The following is a 25039-nucleotide window of genomic DNA, read 5'->3' as shown; positions in this document are numbered from 1 at the left end:
ACACGCGGCAACAAGTAGCCCACCTGTTCGCCGCCCACGAAAGGAAGGTCGCCGGGCCGCCGCTGAAGGTGGCGTGAGGATCCAGGCAATGCGTTGTACGCGAATCTGTTGGTTGCTGGCCTAAGGCAAACCCTCATCAGTCCTGCCACCAAACACAGCGAGACGATCGAAAAACATTGCCACCAAAAAGTTCGGCACTTGCTACCTCGGCCAGCTCAGCCAAGCCCGCTAGAGCTTGTGTTCTTCAGCAGACAGAAAGGCGGTAGGCTCGCCGGTAAACGTTAGCGTGAGCTGGTGCATGGCCCGGGTGCAGGCCACGTACAGCATGCTCTTGTCTACTTCCGTCTTGTAATTCCGCGCTGAGGCAAAGGGCACGATGACGGCATCAAACTCCAAGCCCTTCGCCAAATGCGCCGTGGTGATGATAATGCCTTCCTTAAACGTCGTGGACTCATCGGTGAGCAGATGCACGTTGGGGCCTTGCAGAGCCTGATAAGCCTTTTGGGCCTGGCGCAGGGTTTTGCAGATGACCCCTAACGAGTGGTTTCCGGAGCTACTGAAGGCGGCAACCAGCTGGGCAAGCGTCTGCAGTTCCTCCTCGTTGCTAGAGCAGTGCATGATAACCGGCTCCGGCCCGTGCCGCTCCAGCGGAATGATGTCGAGGTTCGGCGTAATGCGTTGGGCGAAGGCTGTAATTTCAACCGTCGAGCGGTAGCTGCGGAACAGCTTCACGATGTCGGCCTGCGGAAATACTCGCTCAATGGTTTCGGCGGAGGAGGCGCTGTAGGGGTTTACCGTCTGGCTGACGTCGCCCAGAATGGTTTTGCGGCAGTGGAACAGGCGGGACAGCACGGCGTACTGCACGGGGGTGTAATCCTGCATTTCATCTACCAGCAAGTGCTTTACGTGGTCGTAGGCCGTAATGCCTTCCAGGCGCAGGCGCAGGTAAATCAGGGCGAAAACGTCGGCGTACTCCAGGTGCAGGCGGTGCGCGTCAAGCTTCAGCAGCTCGGGCCGGCCAATCCAGCGGTAAAAATCCCGGTACAAGTCCAGCACATTGCTGAGCTTGAACATGCGCGGCAGGGCCTCTCCGAGGGTGGTTTTCTCCTGCCCGGTCAGCTTGCGGCCGACGGCGTCGCGCAGGTAGGCTCGCAAGTCATTCGCAACCAGGGGGAAACGCTTCAGGAGCGGCACCCGGTGGTAGGCCCGGAGCTTCTGCTGAATAACGGCCGCCGGAATGACGGTGCGCCCCACCCGCAGCTCAGTAATCGTAATGTAGTGATTCTCAATGTGAAGCAGGTACTGGTTTAGCTGGCTGAGAAACCCAAAGGAAGATTTAAACCGGATGCGCTCAATGAAAGCGGCGTCGTGCTGCTCCAGCAGCGCCGAAACCTGCTCAAAAAAGGTCTGGAACGTGTAGCGGTTGTCAAGCAGGTCGGCCGCCAGCTCTTCCATGCCTAGCTCCGGAATGTGCTCCTCGCCCAGCTCGGGCAGCACGTTGGAAATGTAGTCGGCGAAGACTTTGTTGGGCGAGATGATAAGCACGTCTTTGGCCGCAATACTTTCCCGGTAGCGGTACAGCAAAAAGGCAATGCGGTGTAGGGCAATGGAGGTTTTGCCCGAGCCCGCCACGCCCTGAATAACCATCACCGAGGCCTCCTCGTTGCGAATCACGGCGTTCTGGTCGCGCTGAATGGTGGCCACGATGTTCTTCATCTTATCGTCGGATGACTTGGCCAGCTCCCGCTGCAGCACGTCGTCGTGAATGTTCACGTCGCTGTCGAGCAGAAACTCCAGCCGCCCGTCCCGGATCTTGTATTGCCGCTTCAGCGCAATGCTACCCTGGACGGTGCCGGACGGGGTAGGGTAGGAGGCGGGCCCCAGCTCGAAATCGTAGAACAGGGAGGAAATGGGCGCCCGCCAGTCGTAGATCAGGTTTTGGCGCTGCTGCTCATCAAAGAAGGAATACACCCCGATGTAGACCGGCGTAGCTTCCGGCTGCTGCGGGGTAGCAAAATCAATCCGGCCAAAGTACGGCGACTGAGCCAGCTTGAGCAGCCGGCGTTTCCGGCTTACGGCCGCCTCGCCCGTGAAGGCCATGCGGTCGATGGACTGGCCGGCCGCTACCATGTCGGCCTCGTCCATGCCCGACTGGTGCTCGTGGATGTACTGCTTTTTCTGCCGCAGCTCACTGGAAAACTGCCGCACGGCGTCGTCTACGCGCCGGACGGCCAGCGTGAGCTTTTCCTTGATTTCTTCCAGATATTCTCGTTCTTCCTGCTCGGTTGCGTTCATCACGGCTGCGTTGGGGTAATGGACCCCAAAGGTGCCAGCATTTTCCGGGCTCCAGAAACGTCGGGCTTATTTTGTTGGCCTTTCCCTTCGGCTCCGCATGACGTTTCTTGTGCCGTACTTCCCATTACAACCCAGGTCCTATGCCTATTCGAGCCTTAGCGGCTGCCCGCCAACGAACCGCTTACCCAGCTGGTGTAGTCGTCTTGCTGGCCGCCTGCTGCACGCCGGGGTGCACTGTGCAACACGCTACTTCCGCCGCTACTGCGCTACCTCCGCCCGTATCCCTGGAGCTGTACCGCACCATTGCCCGGCAGGATAGCGCCATGTTCGCGGCCTTCAACCGCCACGATGCCGCCCAGCTGCAAACCTTCTTCGCCGAGGACCTGGAGTTTTACCACGACAAGGGCGGTTTGGCCAACTTCGAGCAAACCATGCAGGGCTTCCGCAACCTGTTTGCCCAGAACCAAACCACCGGCCTCAACCGCCAGCTCGTGCCCGGCACCCTGGAAGTCTACCCCATCAGCGGCTACGGAGCCGTGGAAACCTACCAGCACCGCTTCTGCCACGTCGAGAATGGCAAAGATGACTGCGGCACCTTCAAGAATATGATGGTGTGGCGCCTACGCGACGGGCAGTGGAAAGTGACGCGGGTAGTGAGTTATGGACATTAGGGGGATAGTATTGCCTTGTTTCTAAGGGACTAGAAAAACGTAATTTCTGTTTTGAGTAATGGATATAGAATATCAGCAAGCACTTGAAATTGTTAAAATATTCGTTTCAAATCAGCTTGGTATAGCGAAGAATAAATTGTCAGAAGACACAAGAATCGAAGAAGACGTACGTATAGCAGGGCTTGATACAATTATTTTCTACGAAGATTTCTTCACGCAATTTCAGATTGCTAATCCGCAAGACTTTGCTGTTGAAAAATATGTGACTAACGAGAATTTTATACTCTTTAGATTGATAAAATCTATTTTCTCGGCGTCTGAGCGTGACAAGCTAAAAGTTAAGAATATAATGATAAGGCACTTGACTTATGTCGCTATGAGGAAAAGGTGGTTTGAAGAATGACCATCTGTTTATACCCCACCTTTCCTACCTTCCCAGCCTCAACGCTACTCCGATTGAAGCTGATGAAACTCTCGCTGCTGGCCGCGCTGCTCACGGCCCTGCCTACCCTCGCTCAAACTCCGAAGCCTGCTGAAAACCTGGTGCAGTACGCCCACCCCATTGTGGGGACGCAGCGCATGGGGCACACGTTTCCGGGCGCGACGGTGCCGTTTGGCATGGTACAGCTCTCGCCCGATACTGATACTATCAGCTACGAGCTGAACGGCAAGTACAACCCCAAGGTGTACGAATACTGCGCCGGCTACCAGTACGAGGACAACACCATCGTCGGGTTTTCGCACACCCACTTCAGCGGCACCGGTCACTCTGACCTCGGCGACTTCCTCATCATGCCCACGACCGGGCCGCTGCAGCTCAACCCCGGCACTGCCGATAAACCTCAGAGTGGCTTCCGCTCCGCGTTTTCGCATAAGAATGAGGTAGCCGAGCCGGCCTACTACCGCGTGAAGCTCGACGACCACAACATCCTGGCCGAGTTGACGGCGACCAACCGGGTAGGGATGCACCAGTACACCTTCCCCAAGGCTGACGAGGCCCACATTATCCTCGACCTCACGGCCGGCATCTACAACTACCCCGATAAGAACGTCTGGACTTTTGTGCGGGTGGAAAACGACTCGCTGGTGACCGGCTACCGCCAGACCCACGGCTGGGCCCGCACCCGTACCCAGTACTTCGCTCTGCAGTTTTCCAAGCCCTTCCGCCAGTACGGGGCCCGCAACTACGCCAAAAAGCAGGCGTACCGCGGGTTCTGGGGCCGCTTCGATCAGGCCCATAACTTCCCGGAGCAGGCCGGCGAGCAGCTGCGCCTGTACTTCGATTTCAAGACGGAAGCCGGGGAGAAGATTAAGCTGAAAATGGCCTTGTCCTCGGTGAGTACGGAGGGGGGGTTGCGCAACCTGCGGGCCGAGCTGCCGGGCTGGAACTTCGAGCAAGTGAAGCGCCAGGGGCAGGAGCAATGGCAGCAGGAGCTAAGCAAGGTGACCATCCAGAGCCCGAAACGGGTAGACAAGGACAACTTCTACACGGCCCTCTACCATGCCTTCCTGAGCCCTACCACCTACCAGGACGTAGATGGGCAGTACCGCGGCCTCGACCAGAACATTCATAAGGCGGAAGGCTTCACCAACTACACCACCTTCTCGCTCTGGGATACCTACCGGGCCCTGCACCCGCTGTTCAACGTAGTGCAGCCCCAGCGCAACGCCGACATGATTCAGTCGATGCTGGCGCATTACCAGCAGAGCGCCGAGCACATGCTGCCGGTGTGGAGCCACTACGCCAACGAGAACTGGTGCATGATTGGCTACCACGCGGTGCCCGTCGTGGCCGATGCCATCATCAAGGGCAACGCCCCCTTCGATGCCAATAAGGCCCTGGATGCCTGCGTAACCACCGCCCGCCAGCAATGGTACGACGGCATCGGGGACTACCTGCGCCTGGGCTACGTGCCCGAGGATAAGAGCGGCTCCTCCGTCTCGAAAACCCTGGAGTACGCCTACGACGACTGGTGCATTGCCCAGGCTGCCCGCAAGCTGGGCCGCCAGGATATTGAGCAGGAATTCAGCAAGCGCGCCCAGAACTGGCAGAACGTCTATGACCAGCGCATCGGGTTTATGCGCCCGCGCCTTTCCGATGGCTCGTTCCGCCGGGAGTTCGACGTGCTGAGCACCCACAACCAGGGCTTCATTGAGGGCAACGCCTGGAATTACAGCCTCTACGTGCCCCAGGACCCCGCCGCGCTCATCGCCAAAATGGGTGGCAACGCCCGCTTCGTGCCCCACCTGGATTCTCTGTTCACCATGCACCTGCCCGATAAGTTCTTCGCCGAAACCGAGGACATCACCCGCGACGGTATTATCGGGAACTATGTGCACGGTAATGAGCCCGCCCACCACGCCGCCTACCTCTACAACTGGACCAACCAGCCCTGGAAAACCCAGGCCCGCGTGCGCATGATTCTGCCCAAGATGTACCGTCCCACCCCCGATGGCCTCGGCGGCAACGACGACTGCGGGCAGATGTCGGCCTGGTACATCTTCTCGGCCCTGGGCTTCTACCCCGTAGCCCCCGGTTCCCCCGAGTACGCCCTCGGCAGCCCCGCCATCCACGGCGCTACCCTACGCCTCTCAACCGGCAAAACCTTCCGCATTACCGTCAAAAACCAGAGCGACAAAAACGTATATGTAAAAGAAGCCCGCCTAAACGGCCAGAAACTCACGCGGCCGTTCCTGAATCATCAGGATATTCTGAATGGCGGGGAACTGGTGTTTACGATGGCGGCGCGGCCGTCGGAGGGTTAAATTTGTACTACTTAGCGAATGGACAGTTAGGTGAAAAAATAATAATATGTAGCATGTATAAGATAAGAAAGCAAAGTATTATCTATAAATTAATTGCTTTAGGAACGGTGTTTACTGCACTACTCTGTAGCTGCCAAACTTACGTATCATGGTATCAAGAAAGATGGTATAACACTGTCAAAGAAAATATACTATTACAGTGCAAACTACATGCAGATTCCGTTGTAACTGTATTTTGGCGAGACAGCACAATTCGAGATGAGAAATTATTTTTCAAAAAAAGTTTTTTTACAACGACGCTATCAATACCAAAATCTTGTGTTTGAGTCATATCACGCTCAAACACAAGATTATGAGTTAAGAAGAGAGGTTTGTGAAAATGGGTCATTTGCTTTTGAAGGAATATTTGTAGACGGTGAACCGTATGGTATATCTACTTGGTGGGCCTGCAATAATCAGCTTCGAATGCAAGGAGTTCGATACAAGGGCGAGCGTGTTGGTGAATGGGTGATTCGGGAAGAAAATGTACCTGGGACAGAAATCAAGGATTACGGGCATTTTGAATTAATTACATCTATGCCAGTCTTTGTAGAGTAACTCTTGGAAAGAATGCTTGATGGTTGCTACGAAGTACGTTATGCTAAACTCACGTCGGTTAAGTGTGTACCACTAGCAAACAAAAGCCCCACTGCTAACCAAAACTGGTCAGCGGTGGGGCTTTCAACTATTCAGGCGGGCAACCTACAGGTTCGGGTTAAAGGTGGTAGCGGCGTTGTTTTTGTTTCTGTTGCGGTTGTAGAAGTAGGCTGCGCCGGCGGCCAGCAGGGCGCCACCCAGCAGCTTCCGGTTGCCGCCGGAGCGGGCCGGGATGTTGTAGGCGCCGGTGGAAGGGGTAGCGGCGTTTCTACCGCCAAACAGGCCCGAAATGAGGCCACCTAGTGTACCGCTTGGGCGGTCGGAACCAAAGATGCTCATGCTTGACAAGGGGAATGGTGAATAGGTATGTAACGTAGTTTGAATCAGCAGGGTTGAAGATACCCAACTGTTCAGCTTCAACGTATATGGGTATAATAGCTGCTACCTCGTTAGCAGTTCTTGTAAATTCTTAGGCACTACCCGTCATGGACCCTAAAAACACTTCCAAACAGCCCAAGCCCGCTGAGAACACCTTACCCGCAAAAGGCACCACCGATACCCAGAGCGCCGACGCGGACCACGCCACCAACCTACCACGCCCCGAGGCTACCCCAACTGAGCCAGCAGAAACCTCTTCCGAAACCGAAACGCCTACCGACTCAACCGCCTCTACTACCTCATCCGACTCGGGCGGCGACTCAGACCCTAGCGCCAGCAATACCAGCAACGACGAGCCGCTGTAGCTGCTAGCAAATTCACTTAACACCCCGCAGCCCAATGTATTACGCCGGGCTGCGGGGTGTTAGTGCTTGTGGCTAGCCTTCAGTTCAGCGGCTTACGGAATAGGTTTTGCGCTGCACTCCCACGCCGGTAATCTTCACCGATTGCCAGCCGGTTGGCAGAGTAGTTTTGCGCTGGGTGATGCCAGAGGGCGTAATATCAAGGCCGCCGAAGCCCATGAGCACGGCCTGAAGCACGCCGCCCGCACCAGTAGCAAAATAGGGGTTGGTGCCGCCCTTGGTTTCGGCAATGACGCGGAACGGGGGCAGCAGATTGGGCTGGTAGGCGTCCTGGAAAAAGTGCTGGGCCTTGGCTCCGTCGCCGAGCCGGGCGTAGAGCAGGGCGAAGATGGCCTGGGTCATGGCTGGCGTGCCCTCATTGGGTACGCGGGTTTCGTAGTAAACCAGGTCCTTACGAATCTGGGCGGGGTCGGTGATAACGCCCAGGGGATAAGCCAGCAGGTTCACGTCAGCCTGCTTGATGCCCTGGCCGCGGTAAGTGGCGTGTTCCTGGGTTACACCGTCGGGCATGCGCAGAAGCGGGATGTTCTGCGCTACGTGCTGCCAGTCGGGGGTAGGGCGCAAGCCCAGCAGCCGGGCGGCGGCCGTGGCGTTTTGCAGATTCACGCGGGCGGCGGCATTGGTAAAGGCGTTATTGTCCACGTTTTCGGCCCACTCGTCGGCGGCCACCACGTTCTTGATGTCGTAGTGGCCCGGGCCGTTGCGCTCCACCCGACTGGCCCAGAAATCGGCGGTGGCGGAGAGTATGGGCCAGCCTTTCTCGCGCAGCCATTCCTTATCCTGGGTTACGCAGTAGTACTGCCAGGCCGCCAGTGCCACGCAGGCCGAAATGTGGTGCTCAAACGGTCCGCTAAGGGCCCAGACGGGCGTTTCTTCCACGCCCGTATCGGCACTTTCCCAGGGGTACATGGCGCCCTTATAGCCGTGGGCAAAGGCGTTGCGCCGGGCCAACTCCAGGCGGTTGAAGCGGTATTCTACTAACGACTTGGCAATTTCGGGCTGCAGCACGGCCAGTACCGGGAACATCCACACGTCGGTGTCCCAGAACACGTGGCCGTTGTAGCCCAGACCCGAGAGGCCCATCGGCGAGGGCGAGTAGTCGGTGCCAGCCCTGGAGAAGCTGTAGAGGTGGTAGAGCATGCTGTGCACATCTTGCTGGGCCTGGGCGTCGCCGGTTATCTGAATGTCGCTTTGCCAGAGCCTCTGCCAGTCTTTTTCGTGAAACTCCAGCAGCCGCTTCCGACCTTCCAGGCGGGCGAAGATGGTCAGGCGCTCGGCCTCGTTCAGCGGGTCGGGGTGGTGGGCCGAGGTGATGCTGGAGCCCGCCACGGCGTAGGCATAGGTTTGGCCAGCCTTTAGCGCCCTGCTGAACTTCATCAGGTGCATGTTGTTGTCCCACATTTCATGAATGATGCGCGGCTCCTGCCCGTGCGGCTCCTCAAACAGAAAACTAGTGCTGGCGCAGAGCAGCAGCTTGCCCGTGGGACTTTTGGCCGAGGAAGTGAGCAGGCTTAGGGTAGTGTGGGGCCGGTCGATTTCGTTGTAATAATTCTGCACCTCGCGCAGGGCATCGGGGGCTTCCATCACGCTGGCGGCCGTTAGGGCCACGTCCTTGCGGGCCCTGATGGATACGTCGAGCAGCACCGTGTAGGGCAGGTGGCGCAGGGCATAGGTGGTGTAGCTGATGGTGGCCTTGTCGGCGTAATCGAAGGTAGTGGTCAGGGCGGCCCGCTGCATGTCCAGCTGCTGGTGGAAGTTGCGGGCGTCCTGGGCGCCCAGGCGGTGGCCATCCACCTCCAGATACATATTCAGCAGGTTGAAACTGTTGAGAAAGTTGCTTACCCGCCCCCGCCCGTACTGGTCGTAGGCCCCGGCCAGCACCACATTTTTCACCTGAAACGGCACCGGCGCCGACACAATGCCCAGCATGCCGTTGGCTACCGTTACGCCGTAGTAATTGGCCGGGTCAATCTTCTCCGCCGTAATGCGCCAAGGGTCGGGCGTTTGAGCCGCCAGCGGCCGGTGGAACGCAAGCAAAAGCAACCAGGCGCAGAGGTACGTTTTCAACAGGCAGGTAGGTAGAAAGTGGAAGAAAAGAATACTGAGTGCGCACCTAGTAATACCCCCGCAGCCGACCGCCGATAGTTTAGGCATCAGCGGAAAACTAACCTATTCGCCCAAGGCCTATAGGTAGTAGAATGGCTGTCCAGCGCCGTATTCCATGCCTGAACCAAGGCCAAGGCAGCTCACTCAGAGCGCATCTGAACAGCAGCTAAACAAGCAGCCCGAGCAGCTTCAACAAGCGGCACCAGACCACGCAGGCCGATTTGGATAAGCAAGCCAGCGTTAGGTGGCCTGAATGGCCAGCACCCGCGCCTCAAAGGTTTCGTTGGGCAGGAAAGAACGATTTTTAACCCGGGTTTTGTAGGCGTATACGGTATGAATAGAGTAGCCCAGGATGCGGCTAATCTGCTCACTGTCGCTGATACCCAGGCGGATAAGCGCGAAGATGCGGAGTTCCGTCGTAAGCAAATGCTCATCGGCCAGCTGAATCCGGTCGGCCTCGGTGAACAAGGCATTAAACTCGGCCACAAAGTTGGGGAAGAGGTGAATGAAGGCCGTATCGAAGCCCTTGAACAAAGCATTGCGCTCCGACTTAATGTCAATGTCCTTCACCAGCTGCTGCGCCGACGCAACCTGCTTGGTTGAGAGCAGCGTGCTGAGCTTTTTCTGGAGTACTTCCAGCTTGTCGATGTAGCGGGAGGTATTGTTGAAGTAGTATCCTATGTACTCCTCCTTCACATGGTTGGCCTCATTCAGGCCCTGGTTAAGTTCCTGCAACTTGCCGTTCAAGTCCTGCTGCCGGGCGTTGAGCGCCTGAAGCTGAACATTGTTCTGGTGCAGCTCCTGGTTGGTGGCAGCCAGCAGGCGCCCCGTTGATTGCAGGCGTCGGAGTTGGAAGTAAATAACGAAGGCCGTGCCCAGTAGCAGGGTAGCCAGCACCCCAATGGCTAGGGCGTATATGTTAGCCTGCTGCCGCTGCTTTTCAACGAGGCTGATTTTCCGGCCGTCAATTAAGGTAGAAATGGGCGACATTTGTACCAACCGTTGCCGGGCCTTGTAGAAGTTGGCGGCTTTCCGGGCCTCACTGATATACCAGCGGGCCCGCGACAAGTCGCCCCGCTGGTAGCAGTAATCGGATACTTTAAAGAGGGCAATACCTTCTTTCGTTGCCGATTTGATGTCACTGATAGCGGCCAAGGCCATGAATTGCAGCGCTTTTTCCTTCAGGCCGGCATTTTCGTAGAGCTTAGCCATGGAGCTGGCATTAATGGCAACCTGGTGAGCTGTTAGGGGTAGGCGCTGGAGCTGGGCGTAGATGGCCATGCTCGCGCCCAAATCGTTGCGCTGTTTAGCTCGGTAGAGCTGTTGGGCCAGGTGGGGGTAGGAGCCGGGCCGACTGTATCGGGCCGCTGTATCGGCGTAAGCGTCGGATTGGGCTGTGTAGTAAGGTTGGTAGAAAGCATCCTGGTCGTACTCAGCCAACTCAATACACACAATGCTATAGATTTCGTAGAACTCGGCCTTGTAGCGGGGCTCCAGCTGGCGAACGTCAATGGCTTTAAGCGTATCGAAAGCGTCTTTAAACAAACCAGCCGAGCGAAGCGTGTAGGCTAGCTTTGTGCGGGCGGTTTGCAGCTTTACCGGGCTGCGAAGCTGCCGGGCCAGGGCTCCCATCTTGAGGCTGTAAACGAAAGCCGAGTCATAGGTAAACACCTGGTATTCATCACAAATCAGCAGCGATAAGGTGAAGCTGGCGTTGGCATCAGCCTTCTCAGACCGCAATTCGGCTTTCAGGGCGGCCAGCCGGTCAAGGCGCTGCTTATCATAGCTGGCTTGGTGGACCAGCGTTTGGTCCAGCATCCGCAACAGGCTATCCGTGCGGCTGCCGCCGGCCCAACCAGGTAGGGCACTCAGCAGCAGACTCCCCAGAACAATAAACCGGATACCACGAAGAATCAGGGAGTGTAGCATGGGGCGGGCAGGAACTGGGGCAGGACGTAATAATCGGCTGAGTAAGCAACGCTCCACCCCCTGACGGCAGTAGTACTTATCGAGGTGAATCCAGGATTTTAAACAGCTCGTCCCTAAGCTAACAACTTAACCGATACAAGCGAAAAGCCTACCTATAACTTTCCTTTTATAGTGGCGATTTTCTTCCTAAAAGGTGGAGTAGCAGGGGCTAATGGTGAGTAGCAAGTTATGTCCAACGCAACCCTAACTGTTTGCTGCAGAACTTGAGCGAGGCACCTTGCGCGTGGGGTGCAGCAGTGGCGTCAAGTTGGAAACTGCATACCTGCTCTTCGCGTAACCGCCGCGCGCTCAAAAGACTTTGCTCTGGTTTTGGTTCTGCTGAATGATGAAAGAGCCACTGCTGCCAGCATCAGCAAAAGTGCACATCCTTCAGCAGCGAGCTTCGTGGAGCGCTGAAGGTAGAAAGCGGAAGAAAACGGCTGTTTCAATTTTTAGACTTCTAGGGTGCAACAAGCCTCTAAAAGGCTCTATTTGGCTAATACACACTTGATAGTAGGTCTATATTATTGGGTCAGTTGTTTGTGTTGTAAATACTTGGTATATAAGTAATTATGGTCTTATGAGTTGTGTAATTTTTGATAATGTCTCTATGCGTGTTTTTAGAAAATTAGGGAAGCGAATTCCTTTGCCAAACCCGCTCAGACTTCCTTCGACGAGTAGTAGCACCATAAGCTCGGAATAGTAGTAGTCCTTGCTTGGCTCTTGCTAGAGCAAACGCCTGGTAAACATGTCATTATGAACACAACGTCGCGCCGCTAGTGTGCCGTTGAATGCAGCTAGCACAGCTGGTTGATTATTTGTTTATTACAAAATTTTATTTTATTATTCCATATGAGTGTTAGCCGTGAGTAAATACTCACTGAGCACTCAGCCTCATAGTAGGAAGTTTGAGTAGGTAGCTATGTCAGTCAGTTTTGCACTAACCAACCTATATGAAAAGACTGCTACTTTTTCTGCTGACTTGCAGCGCCGCCCTGCTTGCCTGCTTACCAGGTAACGGGCAGCCAGCGACACCAACTGGTGCGCTTGATAAAAAGCCGGATTGGTGGAAGGAAACGGTGGTGTATCAGCTCTACCCCCGCAGTTTTCAGGACAGCAACGGCGACGGTATAGGCGACTTGCGCGGCATCATTTCCCGGCTGGACTACCTCAAAAGCATTGGGGTAGGCTCGGTATGGCTGAATCCCATTTATGCCTCGCCCAACGATGACAATGGCTACGACATCTCAGACTACCAGCAGATTATGCCCGAGTTCGGGACAATGCAGGACTTTGACGAGCTGTTGCGCGGCATGCACCAGCGCGGCCTGAAGCTTATAATGGACTTGGTGGTAAACCACAGCAGCGACGAGCACCGGTGGTTTAAGCAGGCGCGCAGTTCGCGCCAAAGCCCTTACCGTGACTACTACTACTGGTGGCCTGCCGAGAAGGGCACGCCCCCGGCCCGCTACAGCACCTTCGACGTCAACCGCAACGCCTGGCGGTACGACTCGCTTACGAATGCCTACTACCTGCACTACTTTTCCGTCCGCCAGCCCGACCTGAACTGGAACAACCCCAAGCTGCGCCAGGAAGTGTACCGCATGATGCGCTTCTGGCTGGATAAGGGCATTGATGGGTTCCGAATGGATGCCTTCCAGTTTGTGGCCAAAGACCCCACGTTTCCGCCCATGCCGGGCCTGAACGAGACCAACTACACCAACGCCTACAACCACGGCCCCCGCCTCCACGACTACCTGCAGGAAATGAACCGGGAGGTGCTCAGCCACTACAACATCATGACCGTGGCGGAGGGAGCCGGCCGCAACCCCACCGAGGCCATGCTCTTCGTGGACCCGGCCCGCCGGGAGTTGAACATGACCTACCACTTTGAGGCGGTAGGGGTAGGCAACACGCCCGAGCGCTACCAGCTGACGGACCTGAAACGCGTGTTCACGCGCTGGGACAGCGCTTTTGCCCGCAAAGGCTGGCAGTCGATTTACCTGGGCAGCCACGACCAACCACGCATGACCAGCAAGTTCGGCGACGACCGGCCGGAGTTCCGGGCGGCCTCGGCCCAGCTGCTCAATACCTTCCTGCTGACCATGCGGGGCACACCCTACTGTTACAACGGCGACGAACTGGGTATGACCAACATTGGGTTCGACAACATTGCTGATTACCGCGACGTGGCGGCCCTCAATGGCTACCAGCTGGTGAAGTCTCAGGGTGGGAGCCTACCGGCCTACATCCAAGCCATGCAGCGCTTTTCCCGCGACAACAGCCGCACGCCCTTCCAGTGGGACGCCTCCGCCCACGCGGGCTTCACTACGGGCACCCCCTGGATAAAAGTTAACCCCAACTACGCAACGCTCAACCAGGCGGCCCAGGAAACGCAGCCCAACTCGGTGCTGAACCACTTCCGCCGGGCCACTAGCATGCGCCAGCAGCACCCCGTGCTGGTCCATGGGCAGTACCAACTGCTGGATGCAGCCAACCCGCACATTTACGCCTACACCCGCACGCTGGGTCCCGAGCGGGTGCTGGTGGTGCTCAACTTCTCCGATACCCAGCGCAGCTGGCCCTTGCCGGCCGGCCTGAAACCCAGCGGCCAACCCTGGCTTAACAATTACCCGACGCTAGCTACTAGTCCAACCTTCATGCTACAACCCTGGCAAGCAGTAGTAATGAAGCTGCAATAAGCCAAAAAGGGTAGCAAAAAGCTGATTTAGGCACAATGGCGCTGTTCCGGCCGGATGCATGGGCTGCTGATGCTCCACCTCCGGCCAACGGCTGAACACCGCGGACTCCAGGCCGAAAACGATTGCACCGAACGGCAACGAGGCCAGGCACCTTTCTACTTCCCACCATTTTATTCTTTCACTTATGAGCAATAACTGGTACAAACGGTCCCTTTCATCTGAGCAGTTGGGGGTTACGATGGGTAGTCGGCAATGCTGGCAGCTGTCGGTTTTGGTCCCCAGCCTGGTGCTGAGCCTGCTGCCCATGCTGGTGCAGGCCCAGGCCACGCGGTCAGTTTCGGGTAAAGTAGTTGATGGAACGGGCGCAGGCCTGCCGGGCGTGACGGTGATTGTGCCCGGCTCCACCGTCGGGACGAGCACCGGCGGTGATGGCTCCTTCCAACTGGAAGTTCCTACTACGGCCACGGCGCTTTCCTTCTCGTTTGTTGGCTTCACTACCCAGCAGGTTGGTATCACGGGCAAGTCCTCGGTGCAAGTCGCGCTGAAAGATGATGCCAAGGCCTTGGACGAGGTAGTAGTAGTAGGGTACGGCGCGGTTAAAAAGAATGACGTAACCGGAGCTGTGGCCGTTATTGGCGAGAAAGACTTTAACCGAGGTACTTTCGCGTCGCCCGATCAGCTCATTCAGGGCCGCGTGTCGGGGGTGCAGGTAGGCAACAACAGTGGCCAGCCTGGCGGGCCAGCTACCATCCGCATTCGGGGGAACTCGGCCGTAACGGGCACCGGCCAGCCCCTGTACGTAGTGGACGGCGTCCCGCTCGATGGGCGCTCGGCCCGGCCCGGACTGGTAGCCTCCACCGATATTGGGGCTGGCGCCGACAGTAATCCGCTCAACTTTCTCAATCCTGATGATATTGAGACGTTTACGGTTCTAAAAGATGCCTCAGCCACGGCTATTTACGGCTCGCGGGCTGCGTATGGGGTAGTGCTCATTACAACCAAGAAAGGTCGAGTAGGCGCGCCAGTGCTCACCGTGGGCGTATCCGGCGGCTTTTCAAGTCTGTTGCGCAGGCCCGAATTCCTGGATGCCAGTCAGTACCGGGAGGCAATAACCTATTATGGGGTGCCTGCTTCCACTGACAAAGGCGGCGATGTGGATGCCCTGGATGAAATTCTGCGCACCGGCTACCTGCAGAACTACAACCTGGCCGTGAGCGGAGGCGGCGAAACGGGCCGCTACCGCATCTCGCTCGGGTACTTGGATCAGGATGGGATTGTGCGCAAAACCGGGTTTAAGAAGTACAGCGCCAACCTCTCCACCAACCTGCAGTTTCTGCAAAGCAAGAAGCTGGGGCTCGACGTAAACTTGAACACCAGCCAGTTCCGGGAGCAGTTGGCCCCCATTACCACCGATGCGGGCTTCCGGGGTAGCCTCATTGGGCAGGCGCTGCAATGGAACCCCACCCAGCCCCTGCGCAACCCCGATGGGTCGCTGTTTGTGCAGGCCGGCGACGTGGTAAATCCTTTGGCCAACCAGGAGTATTTCAATGATAACTCCCGCGTAACTACCATTTTGGCCAGTGCCGCGCCGTACTACAAATTCACTAACTGGCTGGAATATCGGGCGCTGCTCAGTATAAATTACAATACTGGCCAGCGGCGCACCTCCATCGACCAGCGCCTGATCAACTTCCCTGACTTAATTGACAAAGGCTTTGCCGCCATCAGCGACAATGAGCTGGTGACGCAGCAAATCGCGCACACGCTCAACTTCAACAAGGCCATAGCCGGCGCCGTGAACCTGAACGCGGTGCTGGGGTATGAGTACACGAAGTTTGCCAACTCGGGCTCCAACACGAATGCGTTTGGCAACCCAGCCGTGGGAGGTTTCGGAGTGTTTGGCCTCGACTACACCAACTACATTCAGTATTCGGCCACCGGAGCCCGCAATGTGTCCTCGTTCTTTGATCCGTCGTCGGAGCTGCAGTCGGTGTTTGGGCGAGCCATCCTGAATTTCAAAGACCGCTACGTGCTGACCGGCACCCTGCGCCGCGATGAGAGCAGCAAGTTTGGTCCCAACAACCGGGTCGGCTACTTTCCTTCCTTCGCCATTGCCTGGGACCTAAGCCGCGAGGCCTTTTTTCCGGCCGAGAAACTTACCCAACTCAAGCTGCGGGCCGGCTACGGCCGCACCGGCAACCAGGAGTTTCCGGCGGGCGCGGCCCAGTTCCGCTACACCCTTGACAATAACGGGGCTCAGTCGCCGCTCAACGACGAAAACGTTGATTTGAAGTGGCAGTCCGACGCCCAGTTTAACGCCGGCATCGACGTAGGGGCGCTCGACAACCGCCTGCTGTTCACGGCCAACTACTTCTACAAAACCACTACCGACCTACTATTCCCGACTACTCCCGGCGAGCCGCGGCCCGCCAACGCCGCCATCCGCTGGGAAAACCTCGACGGCAAAATCGTGAACAAAGGGGTAGAGTTCGATTTAGGTACCGTGCTCGTGCGCAACGATAAAGTGGACGTAGGCTTTAACGCCAACGCTACGTTCATTCGCAATGAGGTATCGGACCTGACCGGCGCAGCTATTCCCACGGGCGCCATCAATGGGCAGGGCCTGTCAGGAGCACTGTCGCAGAGTATCCGCAATGGGTACCCGATCAACGCCTTTTTTCTACCCCAGTACACCGGCCTGGACGAACAAGGCCTGTCCAACGAATTCGGACCCATTGCCTATTCCGGCAGCCCCAACCCGCGCACGCTGCTAGGCTTAAGTGCTAATGCCCGCTACGGCAAGCTTGCCCTGATTGCGAATATGACCGGCGTGTTCGGCCAGTATATCTACAACAACACGCTCAACGCGGTGGGTAACGTGGGCCAGATTGGGGCAGGCAAAAATATTGCCCTCTCCACCTTTGAAAACTCGGTTAAGGAAGCAACGGGCAACCCGTCGGCGGCTTCCACGCGCTACCTGGAGAAAGGCGACTACCTCAAAATGTCCAACGTCACGCTTTCTTACTCCTTCGGTGACGTGGGCGGCTTTGTGAAAGGAGCGCGGGTGTACGTGACGGGACAGAACCTGTTTGTGATTACCGACTACGATGGGTTTGATCCGGAAATTAACACGGTAAAGCGTGGGGCCAATCAGGTGCCTTCCATTGGCATCGACTACCTACCCTATCCTAGTGCGCGCACCTTCACACTCGGCGTCAACTTCTCCTTGTAGTCTCTAATTTCTTCCCACCATGAACTACTCCAAGATTGTTTGCACGGCCGCCGTTCTGGCGTTGCTACAGGTGGCCAGCAGCTGTGAGTTAAACGAAACCCTGGAAGGTCAGCTCACGCAGGACCAGATTCCGCGCGGCAACCCGGCAGCACTGCTCATCGGCGTGTATAATTCGCAGCGCGACCCTATTCAGGGCCACGTGAGCGTGTTTGCCCTGCAAGAGGTTTCTACGGATGCTCGTATCATGCCCACCCGCGGCCCAGACTGGGACGACAATGGCAAGTGGCGCGCCCTGTTTAACCATACCTGGGACCCCAACAACGAGCGGGTACGCGAGACCTACACCCAACTCAACGGCGTTATTTACGCTGCCACCGACCTGCTCCGCTTCGACCCCACGGTACAACAGCAGGCCGAGGCGCGGTTCCTGCGGGCCTGGGCCAGTTACTTGGTGCTCGATTTGTACGACCAAGTCCTGTACCGGGAGCCAGGCGAACGGCTCAGCGAGCTGGCCCGGGTGCGCAAAGGCACGGAGGCGCTCAATTACATCGTCAGTGAAATCACGGCCGTGCAGAAAGACCTACCCGACGGCCCCGCCAGCCGCGCCTCCAAAGACGCCGCCCGGGTGCTGCTGATGAAGTGCTACCTCAACAAGGGCGTGTACGCTAACCGCCAGGCTCCCACCTTCGCGGCGGCCGACATGAACCAGGTGGTAACACTAGCCGACGAAATCATCAACAGCGGCAAGTACTCGTTTACGCCCAACTTCTTCGATAATTTCGCTCCTAACAACGGCGCTATCGGCCGCGAAAACATCTTTACCCAGGAAAATACCTTTGGCAACAGCGGGCCCACCCGCGACTCCTGGAAGTTTGTGTCGCACTACAACATGCGGCCCGTGGACGGCTACAATGGGCCGGCCACCACCGCCGCCTTCTACGACCTGTTTGAGGCCACCGACAAGCGCCGGGGCGTAGCTTACGATATTGATGGTGGCCCCGCTAACCCCGGCCGGCGCATCAACGTGGGCTTTCTGATCGGGCAGCAGTACAACCTAACTACCGACGCGCCCCTGACCACGCGCGGTGGGGCTCCGCTGGCTTTCACTAAGGAAATTAACCTGTTTGAAACCGGGGCCGACCTCGAAGCCAAGGGCATCCGGCCCGTGAAATACCCCGTTGATTACGTAAGCGAGGGCAAAGGGGGCAATGGCTGCGAAAACGACCACGTAAGCTTTCGGCTGGCCGATGTGCTGCTGATGAAGGCCGAAGCCATTCTGCGGGGAGCCACGCCTACCAGCGCCGGCTCGTACGGAGGTACGCCGCTGGCCATCGTCAACTCCCTGCGCACGCACCCCTCGCGCGGAGCTAGCGCCTTAAGCTCGCTCACTCTTGACCTATTGCTCGATGAGCGGGGCCGGGAACTATACGGAGAATCGTGGCGGCGACAGGACATGATCCGGTTCAGTAAGTTCCTGCAGGCCCGCAAAGACAAGCCCCAGAGCGACCCAAAATACCTGGTTTACCCTGTACCGCAGACCCAAGTGGACGTAAATCGTAACATCACCCAAAACCCCGGGTACTAACCCGGTACCGAGGGGCAGCTAGCAGAAGCAGCGGCCAGCGTGAGCTAGCCGCTGCTTCTGTTGTACCCGGACTACCTGCTCTGGCTTTCACACGATGCGCTTGTACCTATGCCGACAATAAAGAGAATCGGGGCCGCTGGCCTGCTGCTGCTACCCCTGCTGACCCTGGCCCAGCCAACCCCGCGCCAGCTGTATCCGGGGCTGTTTGAGGCGGTGCAGCTGGGGCAGGTGTACCCCGATGGCAAAACCTTCGTGGACATGCTACCCACCACCGCCCCGGCGGTAGTGCTGGCCGCGTATCAGAAGGAAAAAAACCGGTCCGGCTTTGATCTGAAAGCCTTCACCAAGCGCTATTTCTACCTGCCCGCCACCGATACGGCCCTGTACCGCAGCAACATCAAGGGCGGCGTCCGGGCCCACCTCGACACGCTTTGGACGGTGCTGCGCCGCCCGGCCCAAACCCAGGTGCCTCCCTACTCCTCCTTGCTGCCGCTGCCCCACCCGTACGTGGTGCCGGGCGGCCGTTTTCGGGAAGTATACTACTGGGATTCGTACTTTACCATGCTGGGCTTGCGCGAGGCCGGCCGTCAGGATCTGGTTCGCGACATGGTTGATAACTTCGCCTACCTGATTGATAAGCTAGGCTTTATTCCCAACGGGAACCGCACTTATTACCTCACTCGCTCGCAGCCGCCTTTCTTTGCCCAAATGGTGGGCCTGCTGGCGGAAGGTCCCGATTCAGTGGCGGTACTCAGCCGCTACCGGCCGGCCCTGGCCCGCGAGTATAGCTACTGGATGGCGGGCGCCGAGGCCCTGAAACCCGGCCAGGCCGACCGCCGGGTGGTGCGCCTACCCGGGGGCGAGCTGCTCAACCGTTACTGGGACGACAGTGACCAGCCGCGGGAAGAATCGTACCGCGCCGACGTGGAAGCGGCCCGCCGCACCACGCAGCCCCTTGCGCAGTTCTACCGCAACATCCGCGCCGCTGCGGCCTCGGGCTGGGACTTCAGCACCCGCTGGTTTGGCCCCGACGGGCAGCTGGGCTCCATTCGTACCACCGAGCTGGTGCCCGTTGATTTGAACTGCCTGCTCCTGGCCATGGAGCAGGCCCTGGCCCGCGCCCACCGCGCTGCCGGCCAGCTGCCCCAGGCCAGGGAGTTTGAGCAAAAAGCCCAGGCCCGGGCTGCCGCCATCCGGCGCTACTGCTGGGATGCCCAGGCCGGCTGGTTTGTCGACTACGACCTGACCCAGCGCCGCCCGGCTACCGCGCGCACATTGGCCGGCACGTTTCCGCTCACTTACGGCGTGGCTACCCCCGAGCAGGCCCGCACCATTGCCCGAGGCCTGGAAAGTGAGTTTCTGAAACCGGGCGGTCTGCTGACGACCACCAACGCCAGCAGTCAGCAATGGGACGCGCCCAATGCCTGGGCTCCGCTGCAGTACGTGGCTATTGAGGGCCTGCGCCGCTACCAGCAGCCGGTGCTGGCCAACACCATTGCCCGCCGCTGGACGGACCTGAACGTGCGCGTGTTCACCCAAACCGGCAAGCTGCTGGAGAAGTACAACGTCACGGACCTGACCCGCCCCGCCGGGGGTGGCGAATACAAGCTCCAGGACGGTTTCGGTTGGACCAACGGGGTGCTACTTAAGCTGCTGAATGAGCAGAAAAGCCAGTAAAGTTACATGCAGGCCTGGGTAGGAAACCCCAATACCTGTTTGACTACGCTCCGCAGGACGGGCAGGATAAACACTGCCTGCTGTCAGCCTTGGTGTAGCCGGAACCCAGCGAGTTGGAACTGCGGCACGGCCCCGTTGTGAGGTAGCAGCGGGGCCGGTTGCTGGGCGGATAGTGCAGCCGGCCAGGGCTTGCTCCTTGGGGGCAGCGGACCGGGGTAGGGGAGTAGGGTGAAAAACACTTAATTTGAGCACTTCAGAATTCCGTGCCTACTTTCCCTACCCTATGAAACCTTACCTCGCTGTCGCCCTACTTGCCCTGGCCACGGCCGCCAACGCCCAGACTGGTCCTGTTAAAGTTGAAGTAAAGCAGGCGGCTGGCCGCTACCAGTTGCTGCGCGGCGGCCAGCCCTATTTCATCAACGGAGCGGGCGGCGGTCAGTTTCCGGAGCGCATTAAGGCCTGCGGGGGCAACTCCATCCGGACCTGGGGCACCGGCGGGGCCGATAAAGTATTGGCCGACGCCAATAAAAACGGCCTCACCGTAATGCTGGGGCTGGATGTGGCCCGGGAGCGGCACGGTTTCGACTACAACAACCCCCAGGCCGTGGCCGAGCAGTTGCAGAAGTTGCGCGCTGAGGTGCTCAAATACAAGGATAACCCGGCCGTGCTGTTCTGGGGCATCGGCAACGAGCTGAACCTGGAGTACACTAACCCTAAAGTCTGGGACGCCGTGCAGCAGATTGCCCAGATGATTCACGAGGTAGACCCCAACCACCCCACCAGTACCGTATTGGCGGGCCTCAACCAAAAGGAAGTCGACTACATCAAGGCCCAGTGCCCGGCCGTGGACATCCTCAGCATCAACACCTACGCTGGCCTGGCCTCCATTCCGCAGCAAGTGCGCACCACCGGCTGGACCGGCCCCTACGTGGTAGCCGAGTGGGGCCCCACCGGCCACTGGGAAAGCCCCGTTACGCCCTGGAAAGCCTCCGTGGAGGAAACCAGCAGCCAGAAAGCTGCCGTGTACCAGAGCCGCTACGAGGCCTCCGTGGCCAAGGATAAAACCCAGTGCCTGGGTACCTACGTGTTTCTGTGGGGCCAGAAGCAAGAACGCACGCCCACCTGGTATGGCATCTTCACGGAGGATGGCAAGGAATCGGAAGTGGTGGACGTGATGCAGTACCTGTGGAGCGGCAAGTGGCCCCGGAACCGCGCCCCCCATCTCACCTCGTTTCAGCTAAACGGTAAGCAGGCTACCGACAACGTGTACCTACAAGCTGGCCAGAGCTACCCCGCCGTTGTCACCGTCACGGACCCCGACAAAGACGCCCTCACGTACCGCTACGAGCTGCTGCCGGAAAGTACCGACCTCAAATCCGGCGGCGACCGGGAAAGCCGCCCCGCCGCCATTCCCGGCCTGATTCCGGCCGGCGCCAAAGCCCAGACTACTCTCAAAGCCCCCACCAAAGAAGGCGCCTACCGCCTGTTCGTGTACGCCTACGACGGTAAGGATAACGTGGCCACGGCCAACATTCCGTTTTATGTAAAGGGGAAATAGAGTAGGAAACAGTGTGAAAAACGCCAGACCGTCATTCCGAGCGCAGCGAGAAATCTTGCGCGCGGGCATCTGAGTAGTTCTCCAACGTCAGCACGCGAGATTCCTCGCTGCGCTCGGAATGACGGTCTGGTACTTTTCTACCTAGGAAGTATTCTACCTTGCTGCCCCTAGCTTATGCCCCCTTTCACCCTCCGCCCCTGGGCTCCGGCCGATCTGCCTAGCCTCGTCCGCAATGCCAATAACCCGGCTATTGCGCGGTTCATGAACGACCAGTTTCCGCATCCTTACACGGAGGAAAACGGTAGGGCTTTCATTGAAATGGCAGGCCAGGAAAACCCGCTGCACATTCTGGCTATTGAGGTGGCCGGGGAAGCGGTTGGAGGCATTGGGCTTCACCCCCGTACTAACATTGAGCGCAAGAACGCGGAGCTGGGCTACTGGTTGGGCGAGTCGTTTTGGGGTAGGGGCATCATCACGGAGGCCGTCCGGCACATGGTAGACTACGGCTTCCGCACCTTCGATATTACCCGCATCTTCGCCCGGCCTTTCGGCTCTAACCTAGCTTCCCAGCGGGTGCTGGAAAAGGCCGGTTTCGTGTTGGAAGCCCGTTTCGAAAAGACGTTTTTCAAGCACGGGCAGTACGAGGATGAGCTGATGTACGCAGTGCGGCGGCCATGACCAGCCTGGAAACGCCGCGCCTGCTGCTCCGCGAAATCACCCTGGCCGATGCGCCCGGTATCCTGGCCCTGGACTCCGACCCCCGCGTGCTGCGCTACGTACCCAATCAGCCCATCACTACCCTCGCCGAAGCCACCAAGATTATCGACTACATCCGGCAGCAGTACGAGCGCAACGGCATTGGGCGCTGGGCCGTGGTGCGCCACGACACGCAGGAATTCATCGGGTGGTGCGGCCTGAAGCTGGTCAACGACAGCGAAGTAAACGGCCGCACCAACTATTACGACATCGGCTACCGCCTGCTACCCCGCCACTGGGGCCAAGGCTTTGCTTCGGAAGCCGCTACCGCCACCATGCGCTACGGCGTGGACGTCATGCAGCTGCCGGCAATCAATGCTACCGTCATGCAGGATAACACGGCCTCGCGTAGCATACTGGAGAAAGTTGGGCTGCACATGCAGGGGAACTTTATCGAGCCCGATGGTAGCTGGTGGTGCTGGTATGAGTGGAGTAATACAATGCTGCCATAAACAACTCTAACGCGGTAATCCCGCAAGGATAACAACAACGGTCATGCTTCGACTACGCTCCGCAGGACCGTTCTTCGACAAAGCCAGCTAAAGACAGCTGCTTACATCCGCTCCAGCAGCTCGTCAAACGTGCGCAGCAACTCGGCGCGGCTGCCTTCGGGTTCGGCTTCCAGGCGCTGCTCAAATACTTCGCGCTCCGTGAAGTCGTGCAGGCTGCGGGTGAGGGGCGTGTCGTCGGTTTCCTCGGCCTGGCCCAGGGCGCGGAGCTTTACGAGGCGAAAGTGGCGGCGGGCCAGCACTTCCAGTTGTTGCCGGTCCAGGGCCTGAATCACGGCCAGCAGCGCATCGGCCACTTCCAGCTGGGTTAGCTCCGAATGAATTTGCACGTCGGCCCAGGCGGGAAGGAGGTAGCCGGCGTTGTCGTAAGCAGTAAGCGCCTGGGTTACCTCATCCAGGGTGCCGTGGAAGCGCACCAGCCGCCGCGCCCCGGGCACGGGCAGGCTCTGCAGCTGCGTGAGCTTGCCGCCCTGAAAATCCAGCAGCAGCACTTCCTTGGGGTGGTCTATTTCCGAAAACGACAGCGGAATAGGGGAGCCCGAGTAGCGGATATGCTCCCGGCCGCCTACCCGCTGGGGGCGGTGCAAGTGCCCCAGGGCTACGTAGTCGAACACGGTGGGGAAGTGGTCGGCGGTAATCTGGCCCAGGTTGCCCACGTGAATCGTGCGTTCCGAATCCGACGGGGCCGCCCCGGCGGCGTAGAGGTGGCCGGTAGCCAGCACCGGCAGGCCCAGGTCTTTGAGCTGCCACACTTGCTCTACCTCGGCGCAACGGGCGTAGTGGTCGGCAATGCCTTGTTTGATGCGGGCCTCGCGCTCCTCGGCCGTTTCGCCGGGCACCGAGAGGCGCACGTCCCGGTCGCGCAGAAAGGGTACGGCGCACACTACCAGGCCGGGCTTGCCCTCGGCATCGTCCAGCACCAGCACCTGCTCCTCGAAGCAGTCGGGCACGCAGCCCACTACGTGCACGCGCAAGTGGCGCAGCAGGCGGGCCGGGGCGTTAAGGGTAGCCGGCGAGTCGTGGTTGCCGCCTACCACTACCACGTCGCGGCAGCCGGTACCGCGCATGTTCAGCAAAAAGGAGTAGTACAGCTCCAGGGCCTGGTTGGAGGGCGAGCCGGTGTCGAAAATGTCGCCGGCCACGACCAGTACTTCTACCCGCTGCTCGCGCACGGTCTGCACCAGCCACTCCAGAAAGTGGCGGTGCTCGTCGGTTCGCTCGTGGCCCTGAATAAACCGCTGGCCCAGGTGCCAGTCGGCGGTGTGTAGTACGCGCATGACAACGAAGATACTTCTTCTCGGCGGGAAGCAGAACGCCCGGTAGTTGGTTTCTGGCCCGGGCTTGCGGCTGACGTTGCTGTTGCGCGCCGCAAGTCAGGCGAAAGAAGAGAACTTATTACTTCTCCCAGATTGTGCGCTTGAACTCGGCCGTGCTGAATTCCTGGCCATTGATGCGGGTGTTTCCCACGAAGCCGCCTAGGGAGCCCAACCGGTTGCACTCCTCATCCAGCACCTCGGCGCTGCCATCAGCAATGCAGTTACCCGGGGCAAACACATACACGATCCGGCCCTGGAATAGGTACTGCTTCACGTAGGCACCTTCCTCACAAGGAGTATCGCGCTCCAGGTTGATGGTTTTCTGCCGAATGCAGCTTGGCGTGTCCTTCTCCATGTCAATCTCATCACAGGCGACCAGAGAGAACGTAGCGGCTAACATAGTGCCTAAGGCTTTTTTCATCGGGGCTTGTTGATTAACCAAAACAGAAAGACCGAACCTAC

General features: G+C 58.4%; 18 protein-coding genes. 12 read left to right on the top strand and 6 right to left on the bottom strand.

Going from position 1 to position 25039, the window contains the following annotated elements:
- Positions 1 to 228: 228 nt before the first annotated feature.
- A complete protein-coding gene (locus tag IEW18_RS05190; protein ID WP_188556754.1) occupies positions 229 to 2295 on the bottom strand; it encodes a HelD family protein in 2067 nt (688 codons plus the stop codon).
- A 140-nt stretch (positions 2296 to 2435) separates the two neighbouring features.
- Here IEW18_RS05190 and IEW18_RS05185 point away from each other — a divergent pair, with 140 nt between their 5' ends.
- The 4 genes from IEW18_RS05185 to IEW18_RS05170 all read left to right on the top strand — a co-directional run bounded on the left by IEW18_RS05185 (position 2436) and on the right by IEW18_RS05170 (position 6329).
- Positions 2436 to 2966: a nuclear transport factor 2 family protein gene (locus IEW18_RS05185; RefSeq protein WP_188556753.1), complete on the top strand. Its 531-nt coding sequence runs from the start codon at positions 2436 to 2438 to the stop codon at positions 2964 to 2966.
- A 58-nt stretch (positions 2967 to 3024) separates the two neighbouring features.
- Complete coding sequence (locus IEW18_RS05180) at positions 3025 to 3369, top strand: DUF1493 family protein (RefSeq protein ID WP_188556752.1); 345 nt, start codon at positions 3025 to 3027, stop codon at positions 3367 to 3369.
- Positions 3370 to 3431: 62 nt separating this feature from the next.
- Positions 3432 to 5732 carry a GH92 family glycosyl hydrolase gene (locus IEW18_RS05175; RefSeq protein ID WP_188556751.1) on the top strand — a complete coding sequence of 767 codons (2301 nt, stop codon included), beginning with the start codon at positions 3432 to 3434 and terminating at the stop codon, positions 5730 to 5732.
- Positions 5733 to 5990: 258 nt separating this feature from the next.
- Positions 5991 to 6329 carry a hypothetical protein gene (locus tag IEW18_RS05170; protein WP_188556750.1) on the top strand — a complete coding sequence of 113 codons (339 nt, stop codon included), beginning with the start codon at positions 5991 to 5993 and terminating at the stop codon, positions 6327 to 6329.
- A 144-nt stretch (positions 6330 to 6473) separates the two neighbouring features.
- Here IEW18_RS05170 and IEW18_RS05165 read toward each other — a convergent pair whose 3' ends face one another.
- Positions 6474 to 6707, bottom strand: coding sequence for a hypothetical protein (locus IEW18_RS05165; RefSeq protein ID WP_188556749.1), 234 nt, complete (start codon positions 6705 to 6707; stop codon positions 6474 to 6476).
- A 146-nt stretch (positions 6708 to 6853) separates the two neighbouring features.
- On the opposite strand from IEW18_RS05165, the gene IEW18_RS05160 reads away from it, so the two are divergent.
- Positions 6854 to 7111: a hypothetical protein gene (locus tag IEW18_RS05160; RefSeq protein ID WP_188556748.1), complete on the top strand. Its 258-nt coding sequence runs from the start codon at positions 6854 to 6856 to the stop codon at positions 7109 to 7111.
- Between the two features lie 84 nt (positions 7112 to 7195).
- Here IEW18_RS05160 and IEW18_RS05155 read toward each other — a convergent pair whose 3' ends face one another.
- Positions 7196 to 9235, bottom strand: a complete 2040-nt coding sequence (locus tag IEW18_RS05155; RefSeq protein WP_229728602.1) for a kojibiose hydrolase — start codon at positions 9233 to 9235, stop codon at positions 7196 to 7198.
- A 279-nt stretch (positions 9236 to 9514) separates the two neighbouring features.
- Positions 9515 to 11203, bottom strand: coding sequence for a SusR family glycan utilization regulator (gene susR / locus IEW18_RS05150; RefSeq protein ID WP_188556747.1), 1689 nt, complete (start codon positions 11201 to 11203; stop codon positions 9515 to 9517).
- A 992-nt stretch (positions 11204 to 12195) separates the two neighbouring features.
- Here susR and IEW18_RS05145 point away from each other — a divergent pair.
- The 7 genes from IEW18_RS05145 (at position 12196) to IEW18_RS05115 (ending at position 23204) form a co-directional block, all read left to right on the top strand.
- A complete protein-coding gene (locus IEW18_RS05145; protein WP_188556746.1) occupies positions 12196 to 13944 on the top strand; it encodes a glycoside hydrolase family 13 protein in 1749 nt (582 codons plus the stop codon).
- A 184-nt stretch (positions 13945 to 14128) separates the two neighbouring features.
- Positions 14129 to 17176, top strand: coding sequence for a SusC/RagA family TonB-linked outer membrane protein (locus IEW18_RS05140; protein WP_188556745.1), 3048 nt, complete (start codon positions 14129 to 14131; stop codon positions 17174 to 17176).
- 19 nt (positions 17177 to 17195) lie between these two features.
- Positions 17196 to 18761, top strand: coding sequence for a RagB/SusD family nutrient uptake outer membrane protein (locus tag IEW18_RS05135; protein WP_188556744.1), 1566 nt, complete (start codon positions 17196 to 17198; stop codon positions 18759 to 18761).
- A 108-nt stretch (positions 18762 to 18869) separates the two neighbouring features.
- Positions 18870 to 20438, top strand: a complete 1569-nt coding sequence (treF, locus tag IEW18_RS05130; protein WP_188556743.1) for an alpha,alpha-trehalase TreF — start codon at positions 18870 to 18872, stop codon at positions 20436 to 20438.
- A gap of 283 nt (positions 20439 to 20721) precedes the next feature.
- Positions 20722 to 21996 carry a glycoside hydrolase family 2 TIM barrel-domain containing protein gene (locus IEW18_RS05125; RefSeq protein ID WP_188556742.1) on the top strand — a complete coding sequence of 425 codons (1275 nt, stop codon included), beginning with the start codon at positions 20722 to 20724 and terminating at the stop codon, positions 21994 to 21996.
- 174 nt (positions 21997 to 22170) lie between these two features.
- A complete protein-coding gene (locus IEW18_RS05120; protein WP_188556741.1) occupies positions 22171 to 22674 on the top strand; it encodes a GNAT family N-acetyltransferase in 504 nt (167 codons plus the stop codon).
- The gene (locus IEW18_RS05115; protein ID WP_188556740.1) at positions 22671 to 23204 is read left to right on the top strand and encodes a GNAT family N-acetyltransferase; all 534 of its coding nucleotides are present in this window, start codon (positions 22671 to 22673) and stop codon (positions 23202 to 23204) included. Before IEW18_RS05120 ends, IEW18_RS05115 begins: the two co-directional genes overlap by 4 nt.
- Positions 23205 to 23305: 101 nt before the next feature.
- On the opposite strand, the gene sbcD is transcribed toward IEW18_RS05115, so the two are convergent.
- A complete protein-coding gene (gene sbcD, locus IEW18_RS05110; RefSeq protein ID WP_188556739.1) occupies positions 23306 to 24538 on the bottom strand; it encodes an exonuclease subunit SbcD in 1233 nt (410 codons plus the stop codon).
- Positions 24539 to 24656: 118 nt separating this feature from the next.
- Complete coding sequence (locus IEW18_RS05105) at positions 24657 to 24998, bottom strand: DUF6970 domain-containing protein (protein ID WP_188556738.1); 342 nt, start codon at positions 24996 to 24998, stop codon at positions 24657 to 24659.
- Positions 24999 to 25039 lie beyond the last annotated feature (41 nt).

The organism is Hymenobacter glacieicola, from assembly GCF_014640315.1.
GTDB lineage: Bacteria > Bacteroidota > Bacteroidia > Cytophagales > Hymenobacteraceae > Hymenobacter > Hymenobacter glacieicola.
The sequence above is the reverse complement of the archived record's forward strand: the minus strand, read 5'-3'. Positions and strand labels throughout refer to the sequence as shown.